Genomic DNA, 15864 nt, shown 5'->3' on the forward strand with positions numbered 1-15864 from the left:
TTGTTGTAACGCTTGATTAAGCTGCCTTGCGTTGAAATACCCACACCCCTGCTTTGAGTTCTGGCGGCAAAACCAGTTGGCTGAGCGCCGGGTGTTCCTGCCAGTCAAATTGTGTTTGCTCTTCGTAATCGCGCCAGCTGCCGGTGAGAAAGCGCGAATGACTGCCGATCACGATATAGGTTTCAACCTCCCGCTGGCGGAAGATTTGCCGCTCGAAATGATTATTCGACGGTGGCCAGCTGCAAATCACGACTTTGGGTTTAAAGCGCGAAATGGCCGCAATGGCATCGTAGCGCTGCACGGCATCGGGGTACTGAATGGTTTTTCCCCAGCTGTAATCGTCGGTCGGCGTGATGTCGATGCCTTGTGCTGCCAGAAAACGGCTTAAAGTGCCATCGCCCGCGCCAACTTCAACCGTGCGGCGCGCGCCGATCAGCGCTGCCAGCCCGGTAATCAGCTCGCGGCTGTAAAAACACCAGATGCCGCGTTTTTCGACCAGCGGCATGAGTCGGCATTTTTGCCAGAGTAGCGGCCAGATCAGCTTGAAACGGGTCATCGAAACCGGTTTGCGGATCAGATCTCGCTCGAAAAGCAAATGCTGCGCCAGCAGGCCATTGAACAGATTAAAGCGCACCTTGCCCGCTTTGACGCCGCTGGCGCTGGATAGCGCGTACTGGCGCAAAGCCTGCTCGGTGAGGCGCTGGCGTAGCTGTTCGTGGACAAAGAGTGCAAAGGCCCGGCCTTCGCGTTCACCGCTTAAATAGCGCTGCCCCGGCGCTTTGCGCTGGCTGGCCTGCGCCAGCAACGCTTTCAATTCAGCCGGATCCCGTCTGGCAAATGCTTCGGCCAGCTCGGCCCGCACTTCGCTCCAGAGCGCCGGGTGCTGCTGCGCCAGCTCGGTCAGGCTGGGATTGGTTTGCAACCATTCCCAGGTGTGGGATGGATTGGAAAGATCGGCTACGGGATGGGGGAAAGGGGAGTTGGACAGCGCCATGGTGCGGCCAGCGTGGAGAAAAGAACCATCATAGTTGATTCCCCGTGGCTGGCGCACGTGGGGCAATTACATCAGCAGCATGCCAGCGCGTTCCGGCTGCCAGCTGAGCGCTTTGACCCGCACGCGCAGCTGCGTGCCGGCAGGCGTGGGCCAGCTGATTTCCTGCCCGACCGACAGACCCAGAATGGCCGAGCCGATGGGGGCCAGAATTGAAATCTGCTCGCGGCTGCCATTCATCTCGTCGGGGTAGCACAATGTGAGCTCAAATGTTTTACCTTCGGGCAGGATTTCAAAACACACTTGCGAGCGCATCGTCACGACATCGGGCGGCATGTTTTCCGGCTCAACAATATGAGCCCGCGCCAGCTCGTTCTCTAGGCCGCTGATATCGGCTAGGCCTTGTGCGGCCTGACGCTCGAGCAGTTTTTCCAGCCGCACGGCATCCAGAGCAGAAACAGTAATCGGGGGTAAACTCATCAGCTGCATCCTTCTAAAAAAACATTTGTCCCAAATGATTGAGCACAATAAGCGGCAGCACATCGTGAAATGCGCTGCCGCTAGGGTATATTGATGTGGGCAATAGCAAATCAGGTAGACCCAGCTATACCCCATAGGTTTAATGTGAATATTACCGCCTTGCTGATTGAGTGATCGGGCCGGATGCGGCGCAATCACGCCGACAGGATGGTTATTTGCGATAAAGCGCTTGACGCGCCGCGCCGGATCGGCTTTAATGGCAACCCTTGTGACTGAGCAATCATTCACTGGCCAATTAGCTCAGTTGGTAGAGCAGCGGATTGAAAATCCGCGTGTCCGTGGTTCGATTCCGCGATTGGCCACCAGAATTAAAAAAGCCACCTTCGGGTGGCTTTTTGCATTGGCGCGCGCTCAAAAGCCTTGCGGCGCCGAGGCCAGCGCCAGTTTGCCTCGTCTGAGCATTTCTTTTTGCATGGCACCAAATTGCTGGGCAATATGCGTTTGCAAATGCTGCTTGCCCAAAGTGCGCATCAGCGCCGAATTGGGAATCCAGTCGGCCTGATAATTCATCTGGGTGTAGCGCCCTTGGGCCTGTAGCTGCATCCGGCTGCTAAATGCGCCATTGCTGCTATTGATCGAGCGGGCAGTGATCTGCTCCATCGGCTGGATTTCGATATCGCGTTCCGAATCCAGCGTCATGCTGATCGGCCCCAGCTGCAGCTGGCCTTGCTGCCGGATATGCCAGTGATTGCCCTGCCGAGACAGCACTTTGCTCTGGCTCATATTCGGCATGAATTCGGCCATGTGGTCAAAGTCGCTCAGCACGGCGAAGGCCTGGGCCTGTGTCACTGGAGCAAGAAACTGGGCGTTAAACAGCACATGGCCGTCACGTTCGCTGGCTTGTACGGAGACTAGCGGCAGGATGGGGGTATCCAGAGCGTGGCTTGCTCCGGAGTACAGCAGTAGCAGGATCAGAAACCAGCGCATGATGTTTCCTTTAACTCGCGTGGTACTTGGCCACTGCAATCTGGCGGCACAATCAATAAACCCCGGCGCAAGCCCGGGGTTGATCTGGATTTAGTTGCGCGAGAACTTCTGCGCCAGCTGATTGAGTTTTTCGGTGCGCTGGCGTTCGGCCTCGGCAGCCGCTTCGGCCGCTTGCTGTGCCTTGCGCTCATTGGCCGCTTTTTTGAAATGTTCGTGCAGGCTGGTGGCGGCAAATGTGCGCTGCTCTTCGGTGACGGCGTCGGCCTTGCTGCCATCCAGATTGACGCGTTCGGTCGCGTTTTGCATCACTTTCAGATAACGGATAGAGCGTGTGTGCATGGCCAGCGCGCTGCGCAGTACCCGGCGGTTGACTTCTGGCAGGGCGGCGATGACTTGCTTGTCGATCCCGATGGCGAGAGGCTGGCAGTCACGCAATACCGCAAATTGCTTTTGCAAATCCTTCAACATGCCAAAAGTGGTGGGTGTAGAAGTCGGTTTGTTTTCTGGGGTGTTCATTCGATCAAGCTCGTCAAAGGGTTTTTTGCCTGTGCATTTTATCAGATTCGCCACCGTAACCAAGCGAATGTGATTACGGGTGTTCAAATTCGGCGCGGGCTATTGCTGTTTTATTGCCCGCCGCAGCAAAACCACCGAAGAGTTGTTGAGCTTGCGGTGGTGAGATGCTGCGGCGCTTGGGTTGGTGCTTAAGCGACTGTTTCGGGCAAAGTCTGGCCAAATGCGTCCTGATATTGTGCTTTCAGGTCGGCCAGGCTGAATTTGTGGTTCTGGCCGCCACGGTGGGCAATTTTGATGCTGCCCAGCAAAGAAGCCAGCCGGCCAGTCGTGGGCCAATCCCAGCCCTGCATCAGCCCGTGCAGCAAACCGGCGCGGAAAGCATCACCGCAACCGGTTGGGTCAAGCACGGCAGCTGGCGCAACGGCAGGAATGACATGCTGCTTGCCATCGGCATAAATACATGAGCCTTCTGCACCCAGCGTCACGATCAGCGCTTTCACCTTGCCAGCCAGCTGTTCAAGGTTTAAGCCGGTGGCTTTGCACATCATTTCGGCTTCGTAGTCATTTAGCGTCAGATAGGTGGCGATCTCGACCAGCTCAAGCAGCTCTTCGCCGCTAAACATCGGCATGCCCTGACCGGGGTCGAAAATAAACGGAATACCGGCTGCCGCTAGCTGGCGGGCATGATCCTGCATGCCTTGCTTGCCATCGGGTGAGACAATGCCGATGCTGATTTTCTCTTTGACGTCGCCCACCTGATTGACGTGCGACATGCCCATTGCGCCGGGGTGGAAGGCGTTGATCTGGTTATCATCCAGATCGGTAGTGATAAAGCACTGCCCGGTAAAGCCTTCCTGAACACTGATGTAGTCCTGGCGGATCTGCATTTGCTCCAGCCATTTGGCGTACAGGTCAAAATCCTGGCCCACCGTTGCCATGATCAGCGGCTCCGAGCCCAGCATTTTCAGGCTGTAGGCGATATTACCGGCGCAGCCACCCAGCTCGCGGCGCATTTCGGGCACCAGAAATGACACCGACAGAATATGAATCTGCTCCGGCAGGATGTGTTTTTTGAAATGATCAGGAAACACCATGATGGTGTCGTAGGCCATAGAGCCGCAAATTAAGGCAGACATTGATTTTCTCCAAGCGAGGGTCTGTTGACGTTTGGTTTATGATCCCGCTGGGCGATTTTCGCGGCGAAATGACGTAAAGTCGCCGCGAAAATCGCCCAGCCCTCCGGGTATGCTTGCTTTTGGCCTGCTACTGCGTGGCAAAAACCTTGCATAGAGCGACTATGCGGCGGTTCTTGCACCTTGTATCAGGCCAAAATCAGCCCAAACGGAATTCGCAAACCAAACGTCAACAGACCCTTGGGTCTGCGCATTATACGTTTGCGTGCAGTCATCATAGGCATGAATTTTTTGCGCGCTTGTTGCCATACTGTTGCACTGCAACCACGTCTGTACTGCCAGAAGTGCCATCCGTCAGTTCTGACTTTACCCTGACAAGATGTGAAGGCACATTAGCCAGGTTAGGGAAATCACTTATATTAGTATTGTCTTATGTTGTTATCGCTTAGCTCGCTCTCCGTCTTGGCCATGATTTGTTCGGCACTGGGCGCCTTGATGTATCTCGGTCTGGCTCGCAGTCAGGATAGCGAGCGCGGCATCACTACGCTGGCCGTCGGTGGGGTATTGCACCAGTCCGGCTGGTTTGTCTGGGCGCTGGCCCTGTTTGGCAGCGCCGACTTGCTGGCCTGGCTGGCCATTTTGTTGTTATTGCTGGGGCAGCTGGGCTTACTGGCTGGGACGCGCCGCTCGTTTGCGCGGCCAGCCGTGCTGGGCTGGTGGGCTGCGCTGATTCCCTTATGCCTGCTGGCTGTGGTCGCCAGCCTGGTGCAGGCGATTTCGGCCGCACAGGCCGGATTGCTCCAGGCACTGCTGCTCGCGCCGCTGGCCTTTCAGATTGGCCGCGAAGCATTTCAGCCCGGCAATGACGAAGAGTGGAGCCTGCCGCGCTACTTGCTGGTGGTGACTGTATTTGCCCTGGCGGGTATATTGCTTTGCGCCAGTCTGTGTAACGTCTTTGGCGCAATACCCCATGACCAGCTTGTCCAGGTCTGGGCTGTGCTGGCTTGCGCAATCAGCGTGGTTTTGCCCTACAGTTATCAATTGATGATTGCCCATCGCCTGCATACGCGCCTGACCAAGCTGGTGCGCTACGATGCGCTAACTGGCTTGCTCAATCGGCGAGGCATGGAAGAGCACGCCGAGCGCGAATTGCACCGCGCCCGCAAACACAACTCATCGCTGGGCCTGATGCTGCTTGATATTGACCAGTTCCGTGTGGTGAATCAGCGCTACGGCTATGGCTCAGGCGATGCGGCCTTGAAAAAATGTGCCAAGAAGATCCGCGAGATTGCCGGTGACGAAGCGCTAATCGGCCGCATTGCGGGCGAGGAGTTCTGCATTATTTTCTGCGATAAAAATTCGCACGAGCTGCGCTCGCTGGCCGTGGAAATCGAAATGGCGCTGGAGGCATTGACTATCGAGCATGGCGACTTCAGTTTTCATCTTTCGGTGACGCTGTCGCTGGTCAAATATGGTCGCCACGGCAATCAGTTTGAAGCGCTATTGCAACGTGCCGAAGAAAAACTGCAGCTGCGCAAAGGCCATTTGCGCGGCGAGGCCATCCCCGAGGGAGCCATCACCGTCGCGCCTTAATTCCGTTGGCAGCCCTACGTGGCCATTTTCGGGCGCTTGTCTTAGATCAAGCTGCGCCATGTTTAGATCAATCAATCACTTATCGGGCAAAACCAGCAGTGCTACATTACTTGGGCTTTTCTTACCTCAAGGATCTTAGCAATGAAATTCGATACGCTCGCCATTCATGCTGGCTACAGCCCCGACCCGACGACCAAAGCCGTGGCCGTGCCGATCTACCAGACCACCAGCTACGCCTTTGATGACACCCAGCACGGTGCCGATCTGTTTGATCTGAAGATCAAAGGCAATATCTACACCCGCATTATGAACCCAACCACCGATGTGCTGGAACAACGGGTGGCGGCACTGGAAGGTGGGATTGGCGCGCTGGCGCTGGCCTCAGGGCAAGCCGCGATTACCTATGCGATCCTCACCATTGCCGAAGCGGGCGACAATATCATCGCCACCAGCGCGCTGTATGGCGGCACCTACAATCTATTTGCCCATACGCTACCGCAATATGGCATCAGCGTTCGATTTGTTGATGCCAACGATCCGCAAGCCGCTGCCGCGCTGATCGATGAAAAAACCAAAGCAATCTACTGCGAATCCATCGGCAACCCATTGGGCAATGTGGTTGACTTTGCCGCCTTCGCTGCCGTTGCCCATGCCGGTGGTGTACCGTTGATTGTCGACAACACCGTACCCACGCCCTATCTCACCCGCCCTATCGAGCACGGCGCCGACATCGTCGTGCACAGCCTGACCAAGTATATGGGCGGTCACGGCACCAGCATTGGCGGCATTATTGTTGATAGTGGCAAATTCCCGTGGGCAGAACACAAGGCGCGTTTCCGTCGTCTGAACGAGCCTGAAGTCAGTTACCACGGCGTGGTGTATACCGAGGCACTCGGCCCTGCCGCCTTTATTGGCCGAGCGCGCACCGTACCGCTGCGCAATATGGGCGCGGCGATTTCGCCATTTAATTCCTTCCTGATTCTGCAGGGCTTGGAAACACTGGCGCTGCGCATGGATAGACACGTGGAAAATGCGCTGAAAGTGGCCGATTTCCTCGCGGCGCACCCGAAAGTGGAATGGGTGAATTACGCTGGCCAAACGGGCCATCCAAGCAAGACCTTGGTCGATCAATACTTCGGCGGCAAAGCGTCAGGCTTGTTGACCTTTGGCGTGAAAGGCGGCCGTGAAGCCGGTGCGCGCTTCCAAGATGCGCTGCAATTGATCACCCGACTGGTGAATATTGGCGACGCCAAATCACTGGCTTGCCATCCGGCCAGCACCACGCATCGCCAGCTCTCGCCGGAAGAGCTGAAACGCGCCGGGGTTTCGGAAGATATGGTGCGTCTGTCGATCGGGATTGAGCACATCGACGATATTCTGGACGATCTGGATCAGGCGCTGGCACAAGTGTAATTGATGCATATCATGGGTATTGCTCTGTAGATCTTACCCAATATAGATTGCAGTGCTATACCCATGAAAACTGGTGAACTGCCTGCTTGGCATTTTGCCAGCGGGCCTCGCCCAAACCAGCCACCAGCGCAAACGGTACTTGTGCTTGCTCGAGCGCAGCTTGATAGCGCAGCAGCAATGCATCGCGATCCAGCGGATTTTCGCGCAGTGGGTCGGGCTGCCACGGCAGATCGGCTGCGGTGAGCAGATGCAGCTGATAATCCTGAGGCCGCCATAGTTGCGCCAGCTCGGGCGGGCATTCGCCAAAGCACACCTGCGCCCAGATGATGCAGACCAGCACACTGGTATCGCACACCAACCAATCCGCTCCGGTGGCCAGCTGGTTTTCGAGTGCCAGCTGACCATGCGCAATCGCAATAATATCGTCCATGCTATACGTGGTGCGGCGCTGGGCGGCAAACCACGGGCGGGAGAATTCGGGCACCCACGGTGCCTGCAACTCACGGGCCAGCGCTCGCGCCAGACTGGTTTTACCGCAGGATTCTGGCCCGACGATCGCGATTTTGCGCGTCATACGGCCACCAGCTCGCGCCGCCAGTTGCGCCAGCCCCACACGGCCAGCAAGGCCAGCAAGACGTACAGCACACTGGTGATATACAGCGTTTTATACAGGTACACGCCGCTAGCGAGCAGATTGAGCACAATCCAGTACGGCCAGTTTTCGATTTTTTTCTTCGCCTGCATCCACTGCGCCAACAGGCCAAACACAAAGATCGACGAATCGAGCACGGGTACATCAGTCGGTAAAAACTGAATTTGCAGCGTAGACACCAAGGCCGTTAAGGCCAGCCCCACGGTATTGATCAGCAGCCATTCTTTTTTACTTAAATGCCGCACAGGTAAAGTTGCTTGACCCACATTACCCCGCCATTGCTGCCAGCCATACACGGCCAGTACGGCATAGACCGCTTGTAGCGCGGCTTCGCCAAACAGGTTGAATTTGGCAAACAGCCAGACATACAGCAGGCTGGCTACCAGCTGCAGTGGCCAGGTCAGTACATGGCCGCGCGCGGCCAGCGCAATGGCCGTCAGCGTTAGCACAAAGCCAATGATTTCAAGCAGGGACATAAGGCACAATCAAAGCGGTGAAAAGGACGCTAGTTTAGCAGCCCCCAGCACTGGCAAGGCGCTTCTGGCTGCACCAGTGCAAAATCTGCGGGGCTTTGCGCTGGTGCAAATTTCCTCACATCAGGGCGGCATCGTGCCGTTTCAGCGCCGTTTGTCACGGTATAATCTCCTGCATCAAAGTCGGAATCATTCATCATGACCAGCACCGTATTACCCAGCGCCCAACGTCTTGTCATCAAAGTCGGCTCCAGCCTTGTCACCAACGACGGCAAGGGGCTGGATCATGCGGCGCTCAGCCGCTGGGCCAAGGAAATCGCGGAGCTGGCGCGCCAGGGCAAGCAAGTGGTGCTGGTATCGAGTGGCGCCATAGCGGAAGGCGTGGCGCGGCTGGGCTGGAGCAGCAAGCCTACCGCAGTGCATGAAAAGCAGGCCGCCGCTGCAGTTGGCCAGATGGGGCTGTGCCGTGCTTATGAAGCCGCATTTCAGGAATACGGCCTCACTTGTGCACAAGTGCTGCTGACGCATGAAGATTTATCCGATCGCACCCGCTATCTGAATGCCAGGTCAACATTGTTGACCTTGTTGCAGCTGGGCGTGATTCCGATCATTAATGAAAACGACACGGTCGTCACTGCCGAAATCAAGTTTGGTGATAACGACACGCTGGGCGCGCTGGTGACCAATCTGATCGAGGGTGATGCGTTGGTGATTCTGACCGATCAGACCGGCCTTTACACTGCCGATCCGCGCAGCAACCCCGATGCCACGCTGGTGCGTTTTGCCACTGCTGGTGATGAAGCGCTGGAGGCGATGGCCGGTGGTGCGGGCTCCAGCGTCGGCACAGGCGGGATGTATACCAAAATCATCGCCGCCAAACGGGCGGCGCGCAGCGGGGCGGCGACCATTATCGCCTGCGGTCGCGAGCCCGAAGTGCTAACCCGGCTCGCCGCTGGGGAAGCCATCGGTACGCAACTGACCGCGCACACCTCGCCGCTGGCGGCGAAAAAACAATGGATTGCCGATCATTTGCAGCTCAAAGGCCGTGTGACGCTGGATGCGGGTGCGGTACGGGCGCTCAAGCAAGGTGGGTCAAGCCTGTTGCCCATTGGCGTGAGCGCGGTGGAAGGCGAGTTTTTGCGCGGTGAAGTGGTGAGCTGTGTCGATCATCAGGGCGTTGAAATTGCGCGCGGCCTGATCAATTACAGTTCGCAAGAAACCGCGCGGATTTTGCGCCACCCTACCGGACAGATCGAAGCCATTTTGGGTTATATCGATGAAGCCGAATTGATCCACCGCGATAATCTGGTTGTTTCCTGATGGGTATAGGTCTGCGATTTAGATTTAAAAAAGGCTGCAGGCCAATACATGGGAGGGTATGGTGAAAGACCCCGTTCAGCTGGCCCAACTGGCCCGTAGTGCCGCGCAGCGTGCAGACTGGGCGCAAGCGCAAATCCTGATGGCGCAAGCCTTGCAGCTGGCGCCCGAAGCGCCCGCCCTGCATTTGAATTACGGCAATATCCTCAAGCAGCTGGGGCGCTATGACGAGGCGCGCATTGCCTACGAGCAGGCGTTGCACTGGCAGCCCGACTGGGCCGACGCACACTATAATTTGGGCAATCTTGCGCTGTTGCAGCACAATGCGCTGGCCGCGACCGAGCATTATCGCGCCACGCTGGATGCCAATCCGGCGCACGCCGAGGCGCACTATAATCTGGCAACGCTATTGACCAATCTGGGGCGCTTTGCGCCGGCGCACGAGCATTTTGCCGCCGCCCTGCGGCTCAAGCCCGAATACCCCGATGCCCTGCATAATCTGGGGCGGCTGTACCGGCGCGAAGGTGAATTGGCGCAGGCCAGAGCACATTATCTGGCGGCACTGAGGCTCAATCCCGAGCACCATCTAGCCAGCTACAGCCTGGGGACTTTGAGCTTGCTCGAAGGAAAATGGCAGGAAGGATGGCAGGGGTATGAGTCGCGATGGCAGGCTTTGTATAGGCCCTATCCCAATACCCCTTTGCCCCGCTGGTCTGGTGAGGTGGTGAACCGTTCTGCCCGGCTATTGGTGATTGGCGAGCAGGGCTTTGGCGACATGCTGCAATTTGTCCGGTTTTTACCCCAGTTGCTGCACCGCTTTGCCCAGGTCACCGTGCTGGTGCCGGATACCTTGCAGCAGCTGCTGCAGCAAAGCCTGCCGCCAGAGATCAATGTGGTGACTAGCCTGAGCGATCACAGCGGGCTGACGCATCATATCCCCTTGATGAGTCTGGCCGCCGCGCTGCAGATTGACGAAGCCAAGCTCGATGGTGCCCCCTATTTGCACCCCGATCCGGCGGCGCTGGCGTACTGGCGTCAGCACTTGCCCACCGGTTTCAAAGCCGGCCTGGCCTGGCAGGGCAATCCGCAGCAGGCGGATAACCGCTGGCGCAGTATTCCGCTGGCTCAGTTGCAATCTTTGCTCGATCTGCCGGGCATTCACTGGTGCAATTTGCAATACGGCGCTCACCCGGCGCAGCTGCGCGACGACTGCGCCGAATGGTGCAATTTTGCCGATACGGCTGCTTATATTGCCAATTTGGATTTGGTGGTCAGTAGCTGCACGTCGATTGTGCATCTGGCAGGCGCGCTGGGTGTGCCAACCTTATTGCTGAGCCGGGTCGACGCCGATTGGCGCTGGCAAACCGAGCGCAGCGATAGCCCGTGGTACTCATCGCTGCGCATTTTGCGCCAACCGGGTTTGGATGACTGGTCAGCGCCCGTACAGCAGGCCGCTCAGTATATCGGGCAACGACAGCAGAGCCATGCAACTATGGTGCCGTCTCGTTGACTGTCCCCCTGCCGTGGATTTAACGGGTTTGGCAGCCGGAACAGTCAGCAGGTAATTTATTAGCGACGAATTCTTTTTTGATGGTTTCCAGCGGCCAAGGGGCGTCTAGGCGACAAAACTCATCAGCCAGATAACCTTGCCAGGCATGATGGCCATTTTTGCTATTGATTTTCCACTCGCTGTTTTTAAGCTCACGCCAGTCGCCCGTGCTGCTGGCACTGGCGTAGCGACGATATTGATGGCTAGCACAATCGAGCCCTTCAAAAACCAGTGTCGTTACATTGCCTCCGGTGGGTTTGATGGCGACCACATAACGGACAATTTCATCATTCGTGAGGCTTAAGCTGTCTAGGGCAAGAAAATAGTTGTTCCGGTTATTATTTTTTAATTGTGGAAACTCGAGCGGTGCCCATTCGACCAAATTTTTGATATTTGGGCGTTCAAAGGCCGCCTCTGCGGGGGCCGCCTTCTGATTATTATTGAACCAATCCACCACTTCTCCCGGTAAGCCGCGGCCATTACGCTCCATTCTGACATTGGTTTCTGCAAACGAAGTCATACTGGCACACAGCATGAGCATCAGGCATTGTGCTCGCATCACTCTTTCCCCGAGACAAAGAAACAGATGCTATCACGCCGCATCGATCAATGCGCGATCCGTATCATTGGCACCGGCTCCCCCTGATGCTCGCTGAGCCAGGCGGGTTGCAAGGTGACATGGTCAATATGGTATTGCTGCTCCAGCATCTCGTTGAGTTGCAAAATCAAGCGTGGCCATGCTGCAGGGTCTTCGATAATCAGGTGGGCCGATAGGGCGTTGCGTTTGCCCCCGATATTCCAGACGTGCAGATCGTGCAATTCGCTCACGCCCGGCGTGGCGGTAATGGCATCGGCGACGGCAGACAAATCCAGTCCGTCCGGTACACCATCCATTAATAAATGCGTCGACTTTTTCAGCAGGGCCCAGGTCGAGCGCAAAATCAGCAGCGATACCGCAATCGACAAAATCGGGTCAATTGGTTGCCAGCCGGTGTAGTAAATCACGGCCCCGGCGGCAATGGCCGCCACCGAGCCGAGCAAGTCACCCAGTACGTGAATCAGCGCCGCACGGCTATTGAGATTGTCGTGATCATGCGAGAGCTGCCAAGCGGAAATCACATTGACCAAGAGACCGATTACCGCAATCACCATTACGCCCAGACCATTGACCGGCTCGGGATTGAGCAGGCGTTGCACGGCTTCGACCACAATCCACACGACCAGCGCAATCATGGTCAGGCTGTTGACCAGCGCGCCGATCAATTCGGCCCGCGCGTAGCCATACGATTTGGCCGCATTGGCCGGGCGTTGCCCGATCAGATTGGCAATCAGCGCCAGCAGCAGCGCGGCGCTATCGGTCATCATATGGCCCGCATCGGAAATCAGCGCTAGTGATCCGGCCCAGAGTCCCCCCGCCAGCTCGACAAAGGCAAAGCCGAAGGTCACGATAAGTGCGATCACCAGCCGTTTTTGCGAGCTGGGTGCGCCATGGTCGTGATGATGGTGGCTTTCGTCGTGGCGATGATCATGGCAGGCATTGTGTCCACCCGGTCGATCATGCGGGTGCTGGTGCTGCGCACCTTCTGGAAAATGCTTGTGAGTGTGCGGGGTGTATTTCACGATGCCTATCCTTCTTTTCAGGGTGTAGCAGCGGTAGATGGCGAATCTGCCGGATGTTGCTGCACACAGGCTGAGCGGCCTGAGCCCTGTCATGCAATAAATGTCATGCAGCTACTATAACGTAGCGTCCCATCGCTTGGATACGTGCCTGGCAAAGGATAACTTTTGTATTTCATACTACTACTATTATTGTTGCGTTGCAAAAAGGCCATTGAGCTCGATCTGATCAAGAACGGGTGGGCATCAACGGTGCATAATACATAAAGCAAACTCGCAATAGACAAGCCAAAGCCGTCGTCCCCATCATGTCCCAATCTGGCCTGCTTGGCTTTCAACTTCAATCCTGACTATGCTGACATAAGCAATTGTTGGCGGTTTCCGGATCAGATAAAAACAGCTTTTTCCCACTGCGGAGTCATTATGCCCATCAAGACCCGAATCATTTTATCCACCATTTTGATTAGCCTGCTGGCGCTGGCACTGGGTTTCTGGGCTAGCTTGGGGTTGGGCTGGTCAGCCTGGGTCAGCTTGCCGCTGGCTGTGCTGGTCGCTGCAGTGGCGCAGGCGCTGCTTATGCAATGGCAGCTCAAACCCTTGCAAAAGTTGTTGCAGTCGATGCAGCAATTGCCGGTTGGGGGCGGGGATCTGAATTTCCGTATTTCGGTGCAGGGGCAAGATGAGCTGGGGCAGGCTGCAGCCGGATTTAACGAGTTTGCCACGCAGCTGCAAAACACCTTCCGCGAAGTGCAGCGCGATATGGAAAGCTTGTCGCTGGGATTGAAAGAAATCACCAGCGTGACGGGGCAGCTGGTTAAAGACAGCCACACTCAGGCCGATTTTGTCGCCGCCTCGGCTGCTGCGGTCGAGGAAATCACCGTTAGCATTACGCATATTGCCGATAGCGCGCACGAAGTGGATGACGCAGTCGCCTCGACACAACAATTGTCGGTCGATGGCGCGCAAACCGTACATAGCGTGTCGGATGAAGTAGGCAAAATGCAGGATTCGATCAAATCGCTCAGCTTTGCCATGGCCGATCTGGGGCAGCGTTCCAAGGAAATCGGTGGCATTGTTAGCGTGATCAAGGATATTGCCGAGCAAACCAATCTGCTGGCGCTTAATGCGGCGATTGAAGCGGCGCGGGCGGGCGAGCAGGGGCGCGGTTTTGCCGTGGTCGCCGATGAAGTGCGCAAGCTGGCCGAACGCAGCGCCAAGGCCACGGTAGAAATTACCGACCGTATCAACTCGGTGGGCAAAGATACCGATATTGCACTTAAAAACATGAATGAAGCTGCAAGCGGCGTTACGTCCAGCGTCGAGCGGGCGCAGGAAGCCAGCCAGATGATGCATGAAATCGGCCAGCGCATGGAAAACGTCGTGCAAGTCGTACGCGGCATTGCCGACGCGACGCGCGAACAAACTGCCGCCAGTACCACAATGGCGCAATCGTCCGAGCAAATTAATTCAATGACACAATCGAGCGATTCGGCGCTGCAGCAAACCAAAAAAGCGCTCGAAACACTCGACAACCGCGCCCGCGAACTGATGAATGCCGTGGGTAAATTCAAACTGGAAGACATTACGGTCTTGCATGGCTGGTTTGCTGCCAGCGGATTTCGGGCTGTGGCCGATGTAAAAGCCCGCCTGAATCAGATCGGCCATCACTGGTCGGATAATCACAGCGGTAAAGATGTCCCCGGCATGCTGAAAAAAGCCGTCGAGGAAAATAATCTGCCCACTGCCGCCGCCATCGGTGGCGTCAAAATCCAGGCCTGGGCGGGCAAAAATGTGCTGGCCAATCTGGACGATCTGGCGCAGGAGCAAAACTGGGCGCAAATACTGCCCGCCGTGCTTGATAAACAAATGCACGCCGATGGCCACTATGCTGCCGTACCGCTGGGGGTGGCCCGCGTGAATGTGATCTGGGCCAATGCGGCACTGTTGCGCCGGGTGAATGTGAGCCAGGCCCCCCGCACATGGGATGAACTGATCGCGCTGTGTGATAAATTGCAAAACGCCGGCATCATGCCGTTTGCGCATTCCGAGGTGAAATGGCAGGTCGCCACGCTGTTCGAAGCGGTTTCGCTGGGCCTGTGTGGCGCTAAATATTATGTCGATGCCTTTAGCAGGCTTGATCAGGGTGTGTTGTCCGGGCCGGAAACCATCCGGGCGCTCGAGATGTTCCGCCGCCTTAAACCCTACTGCAGCCCCGATCCGGTTGGCCGCGACTGGAATCTGGTCTCTGCCGACATCATCAATGGCCGCGCCGCCATGCAGCTGATGGGTGACTGGGTTAAAGGCGAATTTGATACCGCAGGCAAGCAGGCGGGTAGCGATTATCTATTCTGGGCCGCGCCCAATCAGAATGGCGAATACAGCTTTGCCGCCGATACGCTGACCATGTTCCGGCAGGACGATCCCAAACGCGCCATCGCCCAGCGTGACTTTGCCTCCCTGCTGATGAGCCCGGAATGCCAGATTGCCTACAACCATCACAAAGGCTCGATTCCTGCCCGCACCGACATCGACCGCAACCGGCTTGATTCCTACGGCAAAGCCTCGGCCGCCGATTTTGCCGATGCCGCGCAGAGAAATACACTGGTGCCATCGTGGGCGCACAATATGGCCGTGCAGGACGATATGAAAAAAGCACTGATCGAAGTGGTGTACGAGTTCTGGCACAACCCCAACATCACCGCCGCCGCCGCCGCCAGCAAACTGGCCGCCACCGCCCGCCGCTAGGCCACATGCCGGATGCCGGTTGAATACCGGCATCCGGCATTTCTACTGATCGCCCCTCAAGCGCATCACATCAATAGCTGGCAGCGCCGCCAACAATCAGGAAATCCCGCTCAAGCCAGATTCAATGGGTATATTAATAGAGGACATATTCTAATTAATCTGAGGTAAACCCCCGGCTTTGCCGGGGGACTCACCAAGGTTTGACCTATACAACGGTCATTGTGAAGCTCCGATCTCGACCAAGAGAAGGAGTTTCAAATGAAAGAGTATCAAAGTCTGAGCCATACGCGTTGGGATTGTAAATATCACGTGGTGTTTATCCCCAAGGCGAGAAAGAAGCGATTATTCGGCGCATTGCGCCGTAATCTTGGGGTTATTTTCCATGAGCTGGCACAGCA

The 15864-nt window shown here is 56.5% G+C and carries 15 protein-coding genes and 1 tRNA gene; 7 read left to right on the forward strand and 9 right to left on the reverse strand.

What is annotated here, in order from left to right:
* Positions 1 to 16: 16 nt before the first annotated feature.
* A complete protein-coding gene (locus FLS37_RS14995) occupies positions 17 to 994 on the reverse strand; it encodes an SAM-dependent methyltransferase (RefSeq protein WP_157670782.1) in 978 nt (325 codons plus the stop codon).
* 66 nt (positions 995 to 1060) lie between these two features.
* Positions 1061 to 1471 carry a nucleoside diphosphate kinase regulator gene (gene rnk, locus FLS37_RS15000; protein WP_157670783.1) on the reverse strand — a complete coding sequence of 137 codons (411 nt, stop codon included), beginning with the start codon at positions 1469 to 1471 and terminating at the stop codon, positions 1061 to 1063.
* A 289-nt stretch (positions 1472 to 1760) separates the two neighbouring features.
* Between rnk and FLS37_RS15005 the strand changes: the two genes are divergently transcribed.
* Positions 1761 to 1836 (forward strand) — tRNA-Phe (locus FLS37_RS15005).
* A gap of 46 nt (positions 1837 to 1882) precedes the next feature.
* Here FLS37_RS15005 and FLS37_RS15010 read toward each other — a convergent pair.
* From FLS37_RS15010 to FLS37_RS15020, 3 genes are all read right to left on the reverse strand, one after another.
* Complete coding sequence (locus FLS37_RS15010; RefSeq protein WP_157670784.1) at positions 1883 to 2458, reverse strand: SRPBCC family protein; 576 nt, start codon at positions 2456 to 2458, stop codon at positions 1883 to 1885.
* Positions 2459 to 2548: 90 nt separating this feature from the next.
* Entirely contained in the window at positions 2549 to 2974 is a 426-nt protein-coding gene (locus FLS37_RS15015) for a ProQ/FINO family protein (protein WP_157670785.1), read from the reverse strand.
* Between the two features lie 188 nt (positions 2975 to 3162).
* On the reverse strand, positions 3163 to 4110 hold the full coding sequence (locus FLS37_RS15020) for a carbohydrate kinase family protein (protein WP_157670786.1): 948 nt from the start codon (positions 4108 to 4110) through the stop codon (positions 3163 to 3165).
* 429 nt (positions 4111 to 4539) lie between these two features.
* Between FLS37_RS15020 and FLS37_RS15025 the strand changes: the two genes are divergently transcribed.
* A complete protein-coding gene (locus tag FLS37_RS15025; protein ID WP_157670787.1) occupies positions 4540 to 5700 on the forward strand; it encodes a GGDEF domain-containing protein in 1161 nt (386 codons plus the stop codon).
* Between the two features lie 141 nt (positions 5701 to 5841).
* Positions 5842 to 7113: an O-acetylhomoserine aminocarboxypropyltransferase/cysteine synthase family protein gene (locus FLS37_RS15030; RefSeq protein ID WP_157670788.1), complete on the forward strand. Its 1272-nt coding sequence runs from the start codon at positions 5842 to 5844 to the stop codon at positions 7111 to 7113.
* Positions 7114 to 7168: 55 nt separating this feature from the next.
* Here FLS37_RS15030 and FLS37_RS15035 read toward each other — a convergent pair whose 3' ends face one another.
* Positions 7169 to 7687, reverse strand: a complete 519-nt coding sequence (locus tag FLS37_RS15035; RefSeq protein WP_157670789.1) for an AAA family ATPase — start codon at positions 7685 to 7687, stop codon at positions 7169 to 7171.
* Complete coding sequence (gene pnuC / locus FLS37_RS15040) at positions 7684 to 8241, reverse strand: nicotinamide riboside transporter PnuC (RefSeq protein WP_157670790.1); 558 nt, start codon at positions 8239 to 8241, stop codon at positions 7684 to 7686. The genes FLS37_RS15035 and pnuC overlap by 4 nt, the downstream gene beginning before the upstream one ends.
* A 195-nt stretch (positions 8242 to 8436) precedes the next feature.
* Here pnuC and proB point away from each other — a divergent pair, with 195 nt between their 5' ends.
* Entirely contained in the window at positions 8437 to 9558 is a 1122-nt protein-coding gene (proB, locus tag FLS37_RS15045; protein ID WP_157670791.1) for a glutamate 5-kinase, read from the forward strand.
* A 58-nt stretch (positions 9559 to 9616) separates the two neighbouring features.
* Positions 9617 to 11065: a tetratricopeptide repeat protein gene (locus FLS37_RS15050; protein ID WP_157670792.1), complete on the forward strand. Its 1449-nt coding sequence runs from the start codon at positions 9617 to 9619 to the stop codon at positions 11063 to 11065.
* 19 nt (positions 11066 to 11084) lie between these two features.
* Here FLS37_RS15050 and FLS37_RS15055 read toward each other — a convergent pair whose 3' ends face one another.
* A complete protein-coding gene (locus tag FLS37_RS15055) occupies positions 11085 to 11594 on the reverse strand; it encodes a CNP1-like family protein (protein ID WP_157670793.1) in 510 nt (169 codons plus the stop codon).
* Positions 11595 to 11710: 116 nt separating this feature from the next.
* A complete protein-coding gene (locus tag FLS37_RS15060) occupies positions 11711 to 12724 on the reverse strand; it encodes a cation diffusion facilitator family transporter (RefSeq protein WP_232522636.1) in 1014 nt (337 codons plus the stop codon).
* Between the two features lie 420 nt (positions 12725 to 13144).
* Here FLS37_RS15060 and FLS37_RS15065 point away from each other — a divergent pair, with 420 nt between their 5' ends.
* Positions 13145 to 15466 (forward strand): extracellular solute-binding protein, encoded by a 2322-nt coding sequence (locus FLS37_RS15065; RefSeq protein WP_157670795.1) that lies wholly within the window; start codon positions 13145 to 13147, stop codon positions 15464 to 15466.
* Positions 15467 to 15724: 258 nt separating this feature from the next.
* Positions 15725 to 15864: transposase (locus FLS37_RS15070; RefSeq protein WP_198314525.1), on the forward strand; the 140-nt coding region annotated here is incomplete at its 3' end.

Origin of the sequence: Chitinibacter sp. GC72 (assembly GCF_009760905.1) — a bacterium.
Taxonomy (GTDB): domain Bacteria; phylum Pseudomonadota; class Gammaproteobacteria; order Burkholderiales; family Chitinibacteraceae; genus Chitinibacter.